The 15,598-nt window shown below is 39.5% G+C and carries 14 protein-coding genes, 1 pseudogene and 2 other annotated features (1 of these 17 running past the window's edge); of the genes and pseudogenes, 11 read left to right on the top strand and 4 right to left on the bottom strand.

From position 1 onward, the window contains the following. Window positions 1-3: 3 nt before the first annotated feature. Window positions 4-150, bottom strand: coding sequence for a hypothetical protein (locus tag OK414_RS16345; RefSeq protein ID WP_016764718.1), 147 nt, complete (start codon window positions 148-150; stop codon window positions 4-6). Window positions 151-339: 189 nt separating this feature from the next. On the opposite strand from OK414_RS16345, the gene OK414_RS16340 reads away from it, so the two are divergent. Further along, window positions 340-765 (top strand): DUF6843 domain-containing protein, encoded by a 426-nt coding sequence (locus tag OK414_RS16340; RefSeq protein WP_013083801.1) that lies wholly within the window; start codon window positions 340-342, stop codon window positions 763-765. Between the two features lie 42 nt (window positions 766-807). On the opposite strand, the gene OK414_RS16335 is transcribed toward OK414_RS16340, so the two are convergent. Beyond that, window positions 808-1,260 (bottom strand): hypothetical protein, encoded by a 453-nt coding sequence (locus tag OK414_RS16335; protein ID WP_013083800.1) that lies wholly within the window; start codon window positions 1,258-1,260, stop codon window positions 808-810. 172 nt (window positions 1,261-1,432) lie between these two features. On the opposite strand from OK414_RS16335, the gene OK414_RS16330 reads away from it, so the two are divergent. Beyond that, window positions 1,433-2,770, top strand: coding sequence for a sodium-dependent transporter (locus OK414_RS16330; protein WP_034650800.1), 1,338 nt, complete (start codon window positions 1,433-1,435; stop codon window positions 2,768-2,770). A 303-nt stretch (window positions 2,771-3,073) separates the two neighbouring features. Beyond that, window positions 3,074-3,475, top strand: coding sequence for a hypothetical protein (locus tag OK414_RS16325; RefSeq protein ID WP_013057709.1), 402 nt, complete (start codon window positions 3,074-3,076; stop codon window positions 3,473-3,475). 218 nt (window positions 3,476-3,693) lie between these two features. On the opposite strand, the pseudogene OK414_RS16320 reads toward OK414_RS16325, so the two are convergent. After that, a pseudogene (locus tag OK414_RS16320) lies at window positions 3,694-5,218 on the bottom strand (catalase); the annotation flags it as partial. A gap of 452 nt (window positions 5,219-5,670) precedes the next feature. Here OK414_RS16320 and OK414_RS16310 point away from each other — a divergent pair. Together OK414_RS16310 and OK414_RS16305 are read left to right on the top strand one after the other, a co-directional pair. After that, the gene (locus OK414_RS16310; RefSeq protein ID WP_034650804.1) at window positions 5,671-6,837 is read left to right on the top strand and encodes a peptidoglycan-binding protein; all 1,167 of its coding nucleotides are present in this window, start codon (window positions 5,671-5,673) and stop codon (window positions 6,835-6,837) included. A gap of 124 nt (window positions 6,838-6,961) precedes the next feature. Beyond that, window positions 6,962-7,276, top strand: coding sequence for an MTH1187 family thiamine-binding protein (locus tag OK414_RS16305; protein ID WP_013083795.1), 315 nt, complete (start codon window positions 6,962-6,964; stop codon window positions 7,274-7,276). Between the two features lie 63 nt (window positions 7,277-7,339). Here OK414_RS16305 and OK414_RS16300 read toward each other — a convergent pair whose 3' ends face one another. After that, window positions 7,340-8,923, bottom strand: a complete 1,584-nt coding sequence (locus tag OK414_RS16300) for a PucR family transcriptional regulator (protein ID WP_013083794.1) — start codon at window positions 8,921-8,923, stop codon at window positions 7,340-7,342. 306 nt (window positions 8,924-9,229) lie between these two features. Between OK414_RS16300 and allC the strand changes: the two genes are divergently transcribed. Genes allC through OK414_RS16270 form a run of 6 tightly spaced genes read left to right on the top strand, consistent with a single transcriptional unit; the run spans window position 9,230 to window position 15,042 of the window. Then, on the top strand, window positions 9,230-10,471 hold the full coding sequence (gene allC / locus OK414_RS16295; RefSeq protein ID WP_234943440.1) for an allantoate deiminase: 1,242 nt from the start codon (window positions 9,230-9,232) through the stop codon (window positions 10,469-10,471). Between the two features lie 12 nt (window positions 10,472-10,483). Beyond that, on the top strand, window positions 10,484-11,734 hold the full coding sequence (locus OK414_RS16290; protein WP_034650808.1) for a pyridoxal-phosphate-dependent aminotransferase family protein: 1,251 nt from the start codon (window positions 10,484-10,486) through the stop codon (window positions 11,732-11,734). Window positions 11,735-11,777: 43 nt separating this feature from the next. After that, window positions 11,778-13,388 carry a gamma-glutamyltransferase gene (ggt, locus tag OK414_RS16285; RefSeq protein WP_263045213.1) on the top strand — a complete coding sequence of 537 codons (1,611 nt, stop codon included), beginning with the start codon at window positions 11,778-11,780 and terminating at the stop codon, window positions 13,386-13,388. A 24-nt stretch (window positions 13,389-13,412) separates the two neighbouring features. After that, complete coding sequence (locus tag OK414_RS16280; protein ID WP_034650812.1) at window positions 13,413-13,997, top strand: chromate transporter; 585 nt, start codon at window positions 13,413-13,415, stop codon at window positions 13,995-13,997. Beyond that, window positions 13,994-14,524 (top strand): chromate transporter, encoded by a 531-nt coding sequence (locus OK414_RS16275; protein WP_034650813.1) that lies wholly within the window; start codon window positions 13,994-13,996, stop codon window positions 14,522-14,524. Before OK414_RS16280 ends, OK414_RS16275 begins: the two co-directional genes overlap by 4 nt. A 59-nt stretch (window positions 14,525-14,583) precedes the next feature. Further along, window positions 14,584-15,042 (top strand): GNAT family N-acetyltransferase, encoded by a 459-nt coding sequence (locus OK414_RS16270; RefSeq protein ID WP_263045212.1) that lies wholly within the window; start codon window positions 14,584-14,586, stop codon window positions 15,040-15,042. A 199-nt stretch (window positions 15,043-15,241) separates the two neighbouring features. Further along, window positions 15,242-15,447, top strand: a binding site (T-box leader). A gap of 70 nt (window positions 15,448-15,517) precedes the next feature. Further along, window positions 15,518-15,598, top strand: a binding site (T-box leader) (it continues 126 nt past the right edge of the window).

The following is a 15,598-nucleotide window of genomic DNA, read 5'->3' as shown; positions in this document are numbered from 1 at the left end:
GTTTTACGGGGAATCGCTTTTTTTATGTCCAGATTGCTCGTGTTCACTTAGTAATAATGTACGTGTATTTTCACGGTCGGCACGAACAATTTTTTGCTGTGTGTAAAGCGGAATGACAAAGAGCAAAATAAATAAAAAAACATAGCTCATTTTTGTTATCCTCCCATGTAAATTGTAAACGCCTGCTAATAGTGTGTGACAAACAATACGTAAATATAGCATATTTGACTGGGTGAACTGGAAAAAATTGAGGGATGCAAAAAGAATATAATCTCACCTTCAACAAAAACTAAAAGCAGTATAGAGGCACGTCTTTTATTAAGAAAGGAGTTGGAAAAAGTGAAAAGGTGGCTCATTTTGTGCTTCTTGATTGTAATCGCAGCTGGATGTGGACGCCCAGATGAAACGTCTCAACCGAGCATTTTCCTTATACCAGAAGGGTACAAAGGATGGGTTATGGTCGAATATGATAAAGATAACGGAAACCCCAGCAAGACAGAAGGAGACTACACTGTATTTAAAGTAAATGACCAGGGAGTCGGGAAAACCAAAACGCTTTTAAGCGGCGGCGGCTGGGCAAGAAATAAATATTTCTATGTAAATAAGAATGGAGAGCGAAAGCAATTGAAGCAGGGGAAGATGATACATGGAACGACTCAAGGTAACAAAAATCATACGGTAACCTACTTTTTCGTCGGCACCGCAAAAGAGTTCGATAAGGCCGGAGACTATCGAAGAAAACTTACCGAAGAAAGTTCTTCGTAAAAAAAGAAACGTTGCCTCTTCGGCAACGTTTCTTTTCTATCTTCATTTGAATGTGCAAAAGACGGTATCTTTTAAACGTTGAATTTCGCTTAATGCTTCTTCTTGCTTATGAATTACCCAATCTGGCAATGAATGTTCAACCGACAGCTCGTCGAAACAAGCCCCGCATGTTTTAACTTCAATATAAGATTCAATATACTGAAGGTGATCTAAGTTATAAGCCCAAAGTCGACGTTCAGGGCATATCGTTTCTAAGTAAAGCGGAAGCTGAAAAAAAGGATCTACTGCTTCAGAAAGTTCTAACGGTCCTTGGCTATCAGCGTTGGTTACGTCTAGATAACCGCAGTGAGGACACGTGCATGAGTGCGTTGACCCGCTCAATTTTTTATCCAGTTTTACAACTCGCGCACATAGTTCGCAGTTTGGACATTTTACTAAGATAAAGTCAAGGAACTTATCTAAAAATTGTTGCTGTATTACTTGCTGATTTGTCATTTTTTGTACCTCTAACTGTCAAACTTTTTTTAGTTACGAAAATAAATCATGAAACCTACATACTATTCATAACACATGATGAGGGTTAAAACAACAAAAACCCTTTTCGACAGAAGGGTTGTGTGCTATAGTATGACAAATCAGAATAAATAAAGAAAAATGGTGAGAAAAAATGAGTCAAAACGAACAATGGACATCAAAACTCGGCTTTATCTTGGCATCTGCCGGTTCTGCAATTGGAATCGGAGCCATTTGGAAACTGCCTTATGTAGCCGGAACAAGCGGAGGAGGGGCCTTCTTTTTACTGTTTATCTTGTTTACAGCAATTATTGGTTTGCCGCTTTTACTTGCTGAATTTGTACTAGGTAGACATACACAAAAAGAAGCAATTCGTGCATATGATGCAGTTGCTCCCGGCTCCCTATGGAAAGGAATCGGGTATTTAGGCGTGATTACATGCTTTATTTTATTATCCTTCTATAGTGTAGTAGGAGGCTGGATTTTGCAATATATTTTTGCAAGCGTCACGGGTCAGCTGAATGGAGTAAGTGACTACGGGAGTTTATTTAACTCGACCATTGCTAATCCAACACGTGCTGTTATCTCTCAATTTGTTTTTCTTCTTTTAACAATTGTTGTAGTAGCAAGAGGCATTCAAAATGGTATTGAAAAAGCAAACAAAATTTTAATGCCTGCTCTCTTTATTTTATTTATTATTATCATTATTCGTTCTTTAACATTAGAAGGGGCAATGGAAGGTGTATCTTTCTTTTTGTATCCAGATTTTTCAAAGCTTACATCCCAAACCATTTTGTTTGCGATGGGACAAGCATTCTTTTCCCTTAGTGTAGGCGTTTCAGTTATGGTTACGTACAGTTCGTATCTATCTAAGCAGCAAAACTTGCCAAAATCGGCTATTTCAATTTCAGCGTTAAATATTTTGATTTCTTTACTAGCAGGACTGGCCATTTTCCCTGCGGTCTTTTCAATGGGTGTAAAACCGACGGAAGGACCAGGTCTTTTATTCATTGTATTGCCTTCTATTTTTGAACAGCTTCCGTTCGGAATTGTGTTTCAAACTTTCTTTTTAGCGCTGTTTTTATTTGCCACTTTGACATCTGCGTTTTCGATGTTAGAAATTATTGTTGCTTCTTTAGCCAAAGGAGAGCAGCATAAGCGTATAAAGCTATCTTGGATTTCTGGCTTGCTAATCTTCATAGTAGGAATACCTTCAGCGCTATCGTATGGTTTGTTAAGTGACGTATCGATCTTTGGAAAAAGCATCTTTGACGCTTTCGATTTTCTTGTAAGTAATATCCTTATGCCACTAGGTGCTCTTTTAATTGCCATCTTTGTTCCTTGGAAAATGAAAAAAGATGTGCTAATTGAAGAATTCAAGCACGGTTCAACGAATGTGAAGCGCTGGTTCTCTTTATGGCTTCTTGCTATTCGATACATTGCACCTGTTTTAATTATCATTGTATTTATTAACATGCTAGGCTTTATCTAACGAAAAAACGCTGTTAAAACGCTTGGTTTTAACAGCGTTTTTTTGAAGGAAGAGGAGGAGTATGATGCTTGATTTCTTGTATGATATGTTTGTAGGGGTAGGGGTATTTATTTTATTAATAATTCTGTTGCTAGTAGCGAGAACGTCAGGGAAACGCAAGAAATAGGCGGGTATAATTCCCAGTGTAAAAACCCCAAAAAAGACTAACACCACAGAATTAAACTATGATAATATATTATCCTATGAGCATAATCAATGCTCACATATGTTGTGATGAAGCGTTTTTTAGAAAGAGGGATCATCTTGAGTGGAGAAGTTCTTGTCAAGATTTTATCTCAAGCGTATGAACAAAAAAAGACATTACCAATCGTCTCATTCTCGTCTTTTTTTGAACAAAAAAAGGTGGGCTTTCGTTTAAATAACGATGTGTCCGCTGATATTATCTACCATACGCTTATGTGTATTCAGAGAAAAACGTGTGTCCAAGATGTGTTAGTGGAAGTACTAAAAGTTGATAGTCCAAACAATGACGGGGCATTTTCTGATTGTGTATATATTTTAGCAAATGGTACAAAACAGCAAGTGAAAGAATGGGTTCAACCCTTACATCCTAAAAGAGTGAAACAAGGATATCAGCACGGGACACCCATTGATGCGCCACAGTTAAAAAATGACTACCACGTGTTTGCCGTTACTTGGTCATAAGCGTTTAACCCAAAAAACATCCTGCTGTCGCTGCAGGATGTTTTTTTGTTAATAAGGATGAGCATCGTGTCCTTTTTCATTAGCTTCTTCTACCGCATCAGCAGCTTTGTTGCTTCCTAACGGTGAACCGCCTTCTTTTGGCAATTTCCCGTATGTAGGAGTCATTTCTGCTCCCATTTCAATTTCTAGGGAACCATCATCATGCATCAGAAGACCAATGCCATTTGCTACGCGATTGCCGTAGTCAAAATCACATTGAGTTAAAAGCTCAATCATCTTTGTTTGAACGGTATGGTGACAACATTTTAAGCCGTCTACTAAATTTTGAATAAGCTCATCACGTTCCCAGTCCTCTAGTAAACGATAGCGTTCACCAGCTTGCTTAAAGTCATTTGTACGATCAATTTTTTCTTTTTTTACATTTCCTTCAACATAAGGCTGATGAGGTTTTGGATGGTCATGCGCTTCTTGAAGACCTCCAAGAGAAGAAGGCTCATAGTTCACATGCGGGTTCTGACCTGGAGCAGCGTCTACATGATAGGCCATTTGACCATCGCGTTGATTTGTTGCTACATGTTTTTTCGGCGCGTTAATAGGCAGCTGCAAGTAGTTTGTTCCCACCCGGTGACGCTGCGTGTCGGAATAAGAAAACGTTCTTCCTTGCAGCATTTTATCATCAGAAAAATCTAGCCCGTCTACAAGTACACCAGTACCAAATGCGACTTGCTCCGTTTCAGCAAATACGTTGCTTGGATTTTTATCTAGGACCATTTTACCTACTGGGAGAAATGGAAATTGGTCTTCCGGCCAAATTTTCGTGTCATCGAGCGGATCAAAATCCAGTTCGGGATGCTCTCCATCTTCCATGATTTGTATACAAAGTTCCCACTCGGGGTAGTTACCGCTCTCAATCGCTTCATACAAGTCTTGAGTGGCGTGACTAATATTTTTAGCTTGAATTTCTTCTGCTTGCTTTTGGGTCAAATTTTTAATTCCTTGTTTTGGTTCCCAATGGTATTTCACAAGAAACGCATCGCCATCTTTGTTTATCCACTTATATGTATTAACACCGGAACCTTGCATTTGCCGATAGTTAGCAGGTATTCCCCAGGGTGAAAATAAAAAAGTAATCATATGCATAGCCTCAGGGGTGTGAGAAATAAAATCAAAAATACGCTCGGTATCTTGACGGTTTGTCACAGGATCGGGCTTAAAAGCATGAATCAAATCAGGGAATTTAATAGCATCGCGGATAAAAAATATTTTAAGGTTATTTCCTACTAAGTCCCAGTTTCCGTCTTCTGTGTAGAACTTTACAGCAAATCCCCTTGGGTCTCGCATTGTTTCTGGAGAGTCCTTTCCATGAGTTACGGTAGAAAATCTGACAAAAACGGACGTCTGTTTGCCTGCTCCTGAAAAAACTTTTGCGCGGGTGTATTTTTCAACGGGCTCGTCACCAAGCTTTCCGTACGTTTCAAAATACCCGTGAGCTCCCGTTCCCCGGGCATGAACAACACGTTCCGGTATACGTTCACGATCAAAATGCGAAATTTTTTCAATCAGCTGGTAATTTTCAAGAGTAGCAGGTCCTCTGTTGCCTATCGTTCGAGAATTTTGGTTATCACGAATGGGGTGACCTTGACGCGTCGTAAGCGTCTGCTCGTTTTCTCCGGCTGCATAGCGTTTGTCTTCCGAGTCACCTGATCCGCTAACATTTGTACCATGAGTGCCTTTATGGCTCATAAAATAATCCTCCTTGTTTCAAACATAACAAGACTATTTTTTTCAGCCCTCGCTTTTTTATTCATTAATATGGAAATAATATAAATTTTTAGAAGAAAAGCTGTTTTACTAGAGAGAGAAACAAATCCGCTAAACGAATAAATTTTAAAAAAGTTTCACATTTCAAAAAAAAATAAATTGTTTTTTTTGAAATATAAAGATAATGTTACGGGTGATTTTTTACCTATTATTAGTGTAGGAAAAGGAATAATATTGGAATATATTAGCTTTTTTGTCGAACTTATTAAGTGTTAAACGACAATAAACTACGACAATATACACCATACAGCTGCGCTGCTGTCGTTTCCTGTAACATAAATGTAATATTAGTGATGTTATTTTGTAATAATGTGTTGTTACAATGTAAACGTCTTATAGATTAGTAGATTATGGCATTGGAGGAACCTTTTTTTATGAAAAAGTTGATATATTCGTTAGCGTTATGTGGATCTTTAACAGTAGTACCTACAATTAGTGAAGCTGCTTTAGGAGATGCTACGCTGCACCCAGGAACAAGTAATTCAGATGTGAAAGAATTACAGCAAAAATTAAAAAACAAAGGCTATTTTACATACGGTACAACAACAAACTATTACGGTTCAATCACGACTAGCGCAGTAAAGTCGTTTCAGCGTGCAAATGGTTTATCTGCAGATGGTATTGCAGGTCCATCTACATTTAATAAGCTGCTAGGAAGCGGAAGCTCATCAATTAGCTCAGGTTCATTGCTGCGCGTTGGTTCAACTGGACCAAATGTACAATCTTTACAGCAGCAGCTAAAGAATAAAGGCTATTTTAAAGGAACTACGACTCAATACTTCGGTTCAATTACAAAAAATGCAGTAATGGCATTTCAACGTGCAAACGGACTGTCTGTGGACGGAATTGCGGGTCCGGCTACGTTAAGCAAGTTGAAAAATGGCGGTTCTAGCGCTTCAACTGGTGGTTCTAGCTCTAGCAACTCAACTATTTTACGTCAAGGTATGAAAGGTTCAGCAGTAAGCAGCCTTCAGCAAAAACTAAAAAATAAAGGTTACTTCTCAGCTGGTGTAACAGGCTACTTTGGCTCAATTACAACAAGTGCAGTAAAATCATTTCAACGTGCAAATGGTTTATTAGTAGACGGAGAAGCGGGTCCAGATACGCTGAATAAATTAAATTCAAGCAGCTCTAGCAGCTCAAAACCTTCAACATCAACAGGAAGCAGCACAAGCTCAAGCTCAGCTTCAAAAGTTATTTCATACGGTAAACGTTTTATGGGAACACCTTATGTTTGGGGTGGAGCTGCGCCTGGAGGATTTGATTGCAGTGGTTACCTTAACTATGTATATCGCAATGCAGTAGGTGTAAGTCTTCCTCGTACAGTTGCTAGCATCTATCAAACTGGTACGCGTGTAAGTTCACCTCAGCCTGGCGATATCGTTTTCTTTGAAACGTACCAACCAGGAGCTAGTCATGCTGGCATTTATATCGGAAACGGTCAATTCATGCATGCAGGTTCTTCAACAGGCGTGACAATCACATCACTAAGCAACTCTTACTGGTCAAAACGTTACTTAGGAGCAAAGCGTTACCTATAAGAGTGTAACAAAAAGGAGTAGTTGTAGAACTATTCCTTTTTTCTATGCACCATAAATGTAAAAGTAGGAAATTTTTGCGCGATTTGATATGATAACTAGGGAACAAATAAAAGGAGTGTATAACATGGCTATTGTAGATGTAACCATTATTCCGGTAGGTACGGAAACGCCAAGCGTGAGTCAGTACGTAGCTGATATTCAAAAAGTGTTGGCCAAGCATGAAGATGAAATTACATATCAATTAACCCCTATGAATACATTGATTGAAGGGGAATTAAGCACGCTGCTAAACATTGTTCAAGAGATGCATGAGGTGCCTTTTGAAAATGGTATTCAGCGCGTATGTACAAATTTACGAATTGATGATCGCCGTGATAAAGAAAATCATACGATGGCTGGGAAATTACAATCCGTACAGTCTAAATTAAAAGCGAAATAAAGAATATGCAATACAATAAAAACGCTTGAGTATCCACTCAGGCGTTTTTTATTGTATTTATACTTAATTAGCATGCACAAGAGAAAAAATTTGAAAAGCTACGCGCAGCCGAAGGGTTTCCTCTGACGTGTGAATAGGTCTTTTTAATAACTCTTCGCATTTTTCAATTCGATAGATCACCGTGTTCCGATGAACGAATAACTGCTTAGCAGTCTCTGAGATTTGGCAATTGGAATTTAGATATGTTTCAAGCGTGTCAAGTAAGATGGAGCGATCTTTCTTATCGTACTGCAGCAAACCTTCTAATGTTTGAGAATAGTAATCCTGTAAATCGTTTGCTGGAAGCAACCTCAGCAGTTCTTTAAACTGTTTTGGCTGATAAAATTGAATAAGCTTCGACTGGTCTTTAAAATGGATGGTTTCAAGAGCTTCAACAGCTTCTTTATATGAATCAGCGATTGTAAGTAGGGATTGGCTTTGGTTTCCAACTCCAAATGACATTCGCTTATCGTAGTGACGGTAAACAGCTTCCTGCAAGCGATGCAAGCATTCTATAATCATAGGTTGAGAATGAGGTGTAAACAAAAGAATATAAAGATTGTCATAGAAAAACAAAACGGCCTCTGTATGACCTGTTGATAACTCATATTGAAGGAGCTCATAGATCATATCATCATCGCTGTAAGGCGTGAATGTAGAATGGATTTTCCCGACGGCGCAAATATAGCTGTTTCCTGCTGATAAGCCCATCATCTGTGCTTGAAAGGAAGCATCTTCAAGCGTTTTATAATAATTGTTAACAAGCTGATTGAAAAAATCGTTTTTTCGTCGCCGTTCAGCTTCATACAAAGCCTGCTGCCTCATCATTTCGAAGGATAAAACGTTTGTCGCTTGTTCAATCGTTAGGAGCGCTGAATCGGATAAAGAAACTTGATGTTCAATAAGTAAATAACTGTACTTTCTTGTATGAGTAGCAATCGGAAAAAGCGTAACGGTTTTTTTTGTGTGTAAAAAGGAAAAGGTTGTATATTTTACCGTTCGTAAAAACAGCTGCTTAGCGCCCGCTACCGCTTCTTCCATCGGGAGTGAAAAGGGTTCGCGTTTGTTTGTATAAAAGAGTTCATGGCCATGGGTATCAAAAAGGGCAACGTGAGCATTGCATAACGTTTGAATGGATTGCATAATTTTCTCAATGCCTTTTCCTTGTAAGATGTACGAGGAAAATAGCTGATGTGTGACCATCGCTTGCTGAAGCTCGGCTGTTTTTTTATCTAAAATAAAGCTGAGAGATTCGTTAATAACCGCGCCTAACGTTTCGTCCGTTTGGAAATCAATGATCGGAAAGTGAAGTTCATCAGCTAGCTGACAAATAGAAGCAGGCACGTGCTCGAAAAAGCGCTTCGTTTTGATGGCCAATCCTGCACATTTCTTTTTAGCCATTCCTTCTACAAGTTTTGCTAAGCTTTCTTCATGTTCTTTGAAGTGATAACCCGTTGTAATTAAAAACTCTCCTTCTTTTAAAAAAGATAAAATATCGGGTGCGTCCATCATATTGACGTTATGTACTTTGCGGGTGACTCCTTTTTGCCCGGCTACTACAGATGCTTTCTCATAAATTGGAATGCGTAAAAGAGTTTGTAGTTCCATTATTTATTACTCCTTTTGTTAAAAATTCTCACATTTCCCTACGCGTATCTTTATCTATCTTTTATTTTATAAGAAAGTTTAGTTAAAATAAATAAAATTTTCAGAAAAAAATGTATAAATTGTTAATGAAGAAGTATATTCAATCCTGTAAGATAAAATAAATAACATATAATGTTAGAAAAAGTGACGTATATAAGACTTTGCATATTTAGTGATAATAGCTAAAAAAACACTAAATCATTGTAGAAAGTGTTAATGAAAACAATCAGTCATTTTCTTAAAATGAAGATAGCAGGAGGGATAGCAATGGTTGCAGATATGACGGGAAAATCTAAGCTTTGTCAGCAAATCGAAGAAAACGTTAACTGGTTGTCACAGTTTGGGGTAGATGAAAAAGAAGGGGTCACGAGGCTTTTATATACGGAACAGTGGAATGCAGCTCAAAAGGCATTGGAAGAAAAAATGAAGGGACTTCACCTCAAAACGTATTACGATGATGTAGGAAATTTATTTGGACGGTTGCAAGGAACGGGTTCAGAACAACAAGTTATTTTAACAGGATCCCATATCGACACCGTGATAAACGGAGGAAAGTATGACGGGGCGTTTGGTGTTGTGGCAGGTATCATTGCTCTGCAGTACCTATATGCGCATTACGGCTCCCCTACAAAAACCTTAGAGGTCGTATCACTTTGTGAAGAAGAAGGTAGCAGATTTCCTCTTACGTATTGGGGATCAGGCAATATAAATGGATTACACAGCAAAAGTGATGCAAAACATGTTATAAATAAAGAAGGGGTTAAGCTGGATGACGCAATGAAACAGCTCAATTTCGGAAAAGGCCTCCACAGCGAGCCATACCGCACGGACATCGCTTCTTTTATTGAACTGCATATCGAACAAGGAAAGCAGCTTGAAATGTCTCGTTGCGATATCGGAATTGTTTCTAGTATCGTCGGGCAGAAACGATTTACAGTATCTGTTAAAGGTGAAAGTAACCATGCGGGCACAACCCCGATGAACATCAGAAAAGATGCATTTTATGTGAGCTGCAAACTTGCTAAAGCATTTATTGAATTGAGCGAAAAATATCATAACGCTTTATACGTAACGGTTGGCAAAATTACACTTTCTCCAAATGCACCGAATGTAATACCAGGATATGTGGAATTCACGGTCGATATAAGACATCATGAGTATGAGGTTTTACAAGAAGCAGAACGAGAAATGAAGGAAATTATAAAGCGAACAGCAGGGGATTTAGAAGTGAATATCGACTGCTGGATGGATGAAAAACCTGTCGCTATGAGCGAAGAATTATCTGAACTTTCCAAAATTATTTCCTCGGAAAAGAATATCTCCTCCCGAGAATTAGTAAGCGGTGCAGGACACGACTCCCAGGTATTTGGACGAAGAGTTCCCACATGTTTGTTATTCGTACCGAGCCAAGATGGAATCAGCCATTCCCCAAAGGAATTCACCAAAGGAGAACAGTTAGAAAAAGGAGTAAAGGTCTTAATAGAACTATTATATAAACTTGCCTACTAGGAGGAATTTGACATGACTATAACAAAACAGCTTCATACACCGCCGCGTACGATTATGACACCCGGACCCGTAGAAGCAGATCCACGCGTATTAAGAGCATTAGGAACACCTATTTTAGGTCAGTTTGACCCCGCATTTACGCACATTATGAACGAAACGATGGAAATGCTTCGTGAACTATTTCAAACCAAAAACAAATGGGCTTTTCCCGTTGATGGAACGTCTAGAGCTGGGATTGAAGCAGTTCTTGCAAGTGTAGTTGAGCCTGGAGATAAAGTGTTCGTCCCGATTTTCGGCCGCTTCGGCTATTTATTAACGGAAATTGCCGAGCGCTACGGAGCTGATGTACACAATATCGAATGCGAATGGGGAGAAGTGTTTGACCCTGAAACAGTTATTCGTGAAATAAAAAAAGTAAACCCGAAAATTGTTGCAATGGTTCATGGTGAAACGTCTACAGGAAGAATGCAGCCTCTTAAAGAAATTGGTGCTGCATGCCGCAACGAAGATATTTTATTTATCGTCGACGCAGTAGCTACTATTGGCGGTACGGATGTAAAAGTAGATGAGTGGAACATTGACGCATTGATTGCAGGCACACAAAAGTGTTTATCTGTTCCGTCCGGCATGGCACCTATTACGTACAATGATCGTATTGAAAAAATTATTATGGAACGTAAAAAAGTTGAAAAAGGAATTGCGACAAAAGCAGATGCTCAAACTGTTCGTCTGCGTCCGAATATTATCAGCAACTATTTTGATTTGAGTCAGCTTCAAGACTATTGGAGTGAGCGCAGATTAAATCATCACACGGAAGCAACGTCCATGCTCTATGCTTTAAGAGAAGGGCTGCGCGTTATTTTAGAAGAAGGATTAGAGGAAAGATTTGCAAGACATCGCCTCCATGAAAAAGCACTTGTAGCCGGTATTAAAGCAATGGGATTATCTTTATTCGGGGATGAGCATTCAAAAGTTCCAACCGTTACTTGTGTTTTAATTCCCTCAGGTATTGACGGAGAGGCAGTTCGTTCTACGCTTCTTGAACAATTTGGAATTGAAATTGCAAGTTCTTTTGGGCCAATGCACGGAAAAATATGGCGTATCGGTACAATGGGATACAGCTGTCGAAAAGACAACGTTCTCTTTACATTGGCTGGTCTTGAAGCAGTGCTTATTCGAAACGGTGCAACCGTGAATGCAGGTTCTGCTTTACAAGCAGCATTAGAAGTTTACGAGGAAGAAGTAGCCTTGTCTAGTCTGTAAAGATTCGTTTTATTCATCATATAAAGAAAAGAGGAGATTTTCTATGAGCGAATACTTTTTTACACACCCCTATGCATCTCAGCGTACGTGTACGTTTGGAAAAAATGGAATGGTAGCGACTAGTCAGCCTCTTGCCGCTCAAGCGGGTCTTGAAATGTTGAAAAAAGGAGGCAATGCGGTAGATGCTGCTATTGCCTCGGCAGCTTGTTTAACGGTTGTAGAGCCTACGTCAAATGGAATTGGCGGAGACGCATTTGCTCTCGTGTGGATAAATGAAGAGCTATACGGACTCAACGCGAGCGGTCCTGCTCCTGCTTCCATCTCTATTGAGGTTCTGCGTGCCATGGGGATAAAAGAGATGCCGGCTCGCGGTTTTGTTCCTGTTACGGTCCCAGGTGCCCCCAGCGCGTGGGCGGAATTGTCAAAACGCTTTGGGCGACTGTCGTTAAAAGAAGTGCTGCAGCCTGCTATTTCGTATGCACAAGAAGGGTTCCCAATCTCCCCAATTTTAGGGTACAATTGGGAACGAGCGTTTGAACGATTTACACACGCGTTAAAAGGTGACGAATATAAGCACTGGTTTGAGACGTTTACCAACAATGGATCAGCTCCTAAAGTAGGGGAAGTGTGGCGATCACCGAACCATGCTGCTACGCTGCTTGAAATTGCCGAAACGAATGGGGAATCTTTTTACAGAGGGGATTTAGCTGATAAAATAGCAGCTTTTTCGAAAAAATACGGTGGATTTTTAACAAAAGAAGATTTAGCAGCTTTTAGAGCAGAGTGGGTGAAGCCAATTTCAACTTCTTACCGAGGATATGATGTGTGGGAAATTCCGCCAAACGGCCAAGGCCTTATTGCACTTTTAGCTTTAAATACGCTAAAAGGCTTTTCTTTCGATGCCAAAGATTCTGTCGATACATATCACAAGCAAATTGAAGCCATGAAGCTAGCGTTTGCAGATGGACAAAAATTCATTACAGATGCTGATAAAATGACAGTAGCAGTTGAAGATTTGTTGAATGATTCTTATGCAAACAAGCGCAGAGGGCTGATTGGCGAAAAAGCGCTTGTTCCCGAAGCCGGACAGCCGTCTCATAGCGGCACGATCTATTTAGCGACAGCTGATGGAGAAGGAAACATGGTATCATTCATTCAAAGTAATTACATGGATTTTGGCTCAGGACTTGTCGTACCTAATACGGGCATATGCCTGCAAAACCGCGGGCATAATTTTTCGTTAGACCCACAGCACCATAACCGATTAGAGCCTGGAAAACGAACCTACCATACTATTATTCCTGGATTTTTAACAAAGAATAAAAGCGCTGTAGGTCCATTCGGTGTAATGGGCAAATTCATGCAACCTCAAGGACATGTGCAAGTCGTCATGAATATGATCGATTTCCATCTGAATCCTCAGGCAGCTTTAGATGCACCAAGATGGCAGTGGATTGAACATAAAAAGGTTCTTGTGGAAAAAGAAATGCCTTCACATATTGTAGAAGCATTAGAACGCAAAGGGCATGATATTCATGTGGCTACGAGCAGACATACGTTTGGAAGAGGACAGATTATTTTAAGAGATGAACAAACCGGTGTATTATACGGCGGCACAGAAGCGCGAACAGACGGAGCGGTCGTTGCTTATTAGATCACAGAGAAAGGAGCGCGAGAAATGCGACAATTGGATATTTTTATAGCGTTTTTTCGCTCAGGTATGCTCGGCTACGGAGGCGGACCTTCAGCTATTCCACTCGTAAAAAAAGAAGTGGTCGATACGTACAAGTGGATGGATGACGATGAATTTGGCGATTTATTAGCAATCGCCAATACGCTGCCTGGGCCTATTGCTACAAAGCTGGCTGGATACATCGGCTATCGAGTCGGTGGTATTTTGGGTCTCGGGACAGCTTTATTTGCAGCCGTTATTCCAACCGTTTTTTTAATGGTATTGCTGTTAACAACTTTAACGCAATTTAAAGATCAGCCGTGGGTTATGGGTATGACCAAAGCAGTTGTTCCTGTAGTAGGAGTTATGCTCGCGGTTATGACGTGGGACTTTTTTAAAAAATCAACGTCTGGTCTAGGGTGGACGCCAGCTATTATCTTACTGATTATTAGTTTAGGGCTAATAGAATTCGCCCATATCCATCCAGCGGTCATTATTATTGTTCTTATGGCAGCAGCTTGGATTCCGCTAAAACGAAAAGGAAAAAAAGGTGAAAGTGCTGAACACAAGCAAAAGAGGGAATCAGTATGATTTATATTCAGCTATTTATGGCGTTTTTTGTTTCAAATATTTTAGGCTATGGAGGCGGACCTGCGTCGATTCCGCTTATTCAAAAAGAAGTCGTGGATCACTATCATTGGCTTACGGTCAAAGAGTTTAGTGAAATGCTGGCAATTGGAAATGCGCTTCCTGGTCCGATTGCCACAAAAATGGCGGGGTTTATCGGATATCAACAGGCAGGGATTTTAGGCTCGGTGATTGCTCTTTTTGCAACGATTGCTCCGTCGGTTTTACTTTTAGTTATTTTACTTCGAATATTATTTAAGTATAAAGATTCGCCAAATGTTAAGAAAATGACGAACTACATTCGTCCGGTTATTGCCATTTTACTGGGCTTGATGGCATATGAATTTTTTATGAATTCATACGGTGATTCAGGGATATGGCAAACTTTATTTTTAGTAGCAGCCAGCTTTGTTTTATTGGAAAAATTGCGTGTGCATCCAGCGTTCGTTATTGTCGGAGCACTCGTATACGGAGCTGTTTTTCTTGCGTGAATGAAGCTCTCGAAGGATGAGAGTTTTTTTTTGTAAAAGAGACAAAAAGAGGGGAAGTCATGGTTGAAAAAGCGGTGTTAGAAAACGTTCAGGATCTAGTTAACTTGCGAATTTTGCTTATGAAAGAACTGGGAGAATTAAACGGGAATGAGGAGCTGTTTCGAAAAGCTACAGAAGAATATTTTACTGCAAATATAAATAATCCACATAGCTATACGACTATTTTAAAAGCGAATGGAGAAATTGTATCAGCAGGAAGCATCGTCTTTTTTATACGTCCGCCTTCACCGAGTAACCTCCAGGGAAAAGAAGCATATGTTATGAACATGTATACAGCTTTTGATCACCGAAAGCACGGCTATTCTTCAGCTGTTTTAAAGCATTTGATGCAGTACTGCCAAAAAAATGGTGTAAATCGAATATGGTTAAATGCTTCTTCCGCTGGAAAAAGCTTGTATCAAAAACATGGATTTATTGAATATGAATCTGAAATGGAATACAAGTTTGAAAAAAACTAGAGCAGCAAAACTCTTGATAGAGATGGGTTTGAAGGAGCTATGGTTTTAAAAAATAAAAAAAATTAATAAAAAGTGTTGACGAAGATAAAAAAACCATTCATAATACAAATCAACATCACACAACATTACACACAACTTGGAAGCGACAAACAGTTTCAAACGATCGGAACTGATTATCCAAGTACACATACATAGTCAATACTGAGCGTTGATAGGAGCACTAGTAGAAAAAATTTCCCTGTAACAGAGAGCTGACGGTTGCTGCGAGTCAGAACACAAATTTTTTCGAAGTACATTCCTTGAGCATCTTTTCCGAGTAGGAAAAGACGGCCTAGCCGTTATTTTAATCAAGAGGCAAGCAAAATGCTTGCAACTAGGGTGGTACCGCGAATTTTCGTCCCTACTGACTCTTAAGAAAAATCTTAAGGGTGAGTAGGGACTTTTTGTATTTTGGCCCATTATAATTTTATATCCATTACAAGCGATGAAAAGAGCATAGTAGCAAAATCTTCCCTGTATTCAGAGAGCTGATGGTTGGTGCGAATCAGTACAAAAG

The sequence above is a fragment of the Priestia sp. JV24 genome (assembly GCF_025910025.1).
Lineage (GTDB): Bacteria > Bacillota > Bacilli > Bacillales > Bacillaceae_H > Priestia > Priestia megaterium.
The sequence above is the reverse complement of the archived record's forward strand: the minus strand, read 5'-3'. Positions and strand labels throughout refer to the sequence as shown.

What these genes read in the sequence shown, in the direction of transcription:
- OK414_RS16345 (WP_016764718.1), bottom strand. Translation starts at nt 150, where the DNA reads ATGAGCTATGTTTTTTTATTTATTTTGCTCTTTGTCATTCCGCTTTAC.
- OK414_RS16335 (WP_013083800.1), bottom strand. Translation starts at nt 1,260, where the DNA reads ATGACAAATCAGCAAGTAATACAGCAACAATTTTTAGATAAGTTCCTT.
- OK414_RS16330 (WP_034650800.1), top strand. Translation starts at nt 1,433, where the DNA reads ATGAGTCAAAACGAACAATGGACATCAAAACTCGGCTTTATCTTGGCA.
- OK414_RS16310 (WP_034650804.1), top strand. Translation starts at nt 5,671, where the DNA reads ATGAAAAAGTTGATATATTCGTTAGCGTTATGTGGATCTTTAACAGTA.
- OK414_RS16305 (WP_013083795.1), top strand. Translation starts at nt 6,962, where the DNA reads ATGGCTATTGTAGATGTAACCATTATTCCGGTAGGTACGGAAACGCCA.
- OK414_RS16300 (WP_013083794.1), bottom strand. Translation starts at nt 8,923, where the DNA reads ATGGAACTACAAACTCTTTTACGCATTCCAATTTATGAGAAAGCATCT.
- allC (WP_234943440.1), top strand. Translation starts at nt 9,230, where the DNA reads ATGGTTGCAGATATGACGGGAAAATCTAAGCTTTGTCAGCAAATCGAA.
- OK414_RS16290 (WP_034650808.1), top strand. Translation starts at nt 10,484, where the DNA reads ATGACTATAACAAAACAGCTTCATACACCGCCGCGTACGATTATGACA.
- ggt (WP_263045213.1), top strand. Translation starts at nt 11,778, where the DNA reads ATGAGCGAATACTTTTTTACACACCCCTATGCATCTCAGCGTACGTGT.
- OK414_RS16280 (WP_034650812.1), top strand. Translation starts at nt 13,413, where the DNA reads ATGCGACAATTGGATATTTTTATAGCGTTTTTTCGCTCAGGTATGCTC.
- OK414_RS16275 (WP_034650813.1), top strand. Translation starts at nt 13,994, where the DNA reads ATGATTTATATTCAGCTATTTATGGCGTTTTTTGTTTCAAATATTTTA.
- OK414_RS16270 (WP_263045212.1), top strand. Translation starts at nt 14,584, where the DNA reads ATGGTTGAAAAAGCGGTGTTAGAAAACGTTCAGGATCTAGTTAACTTG.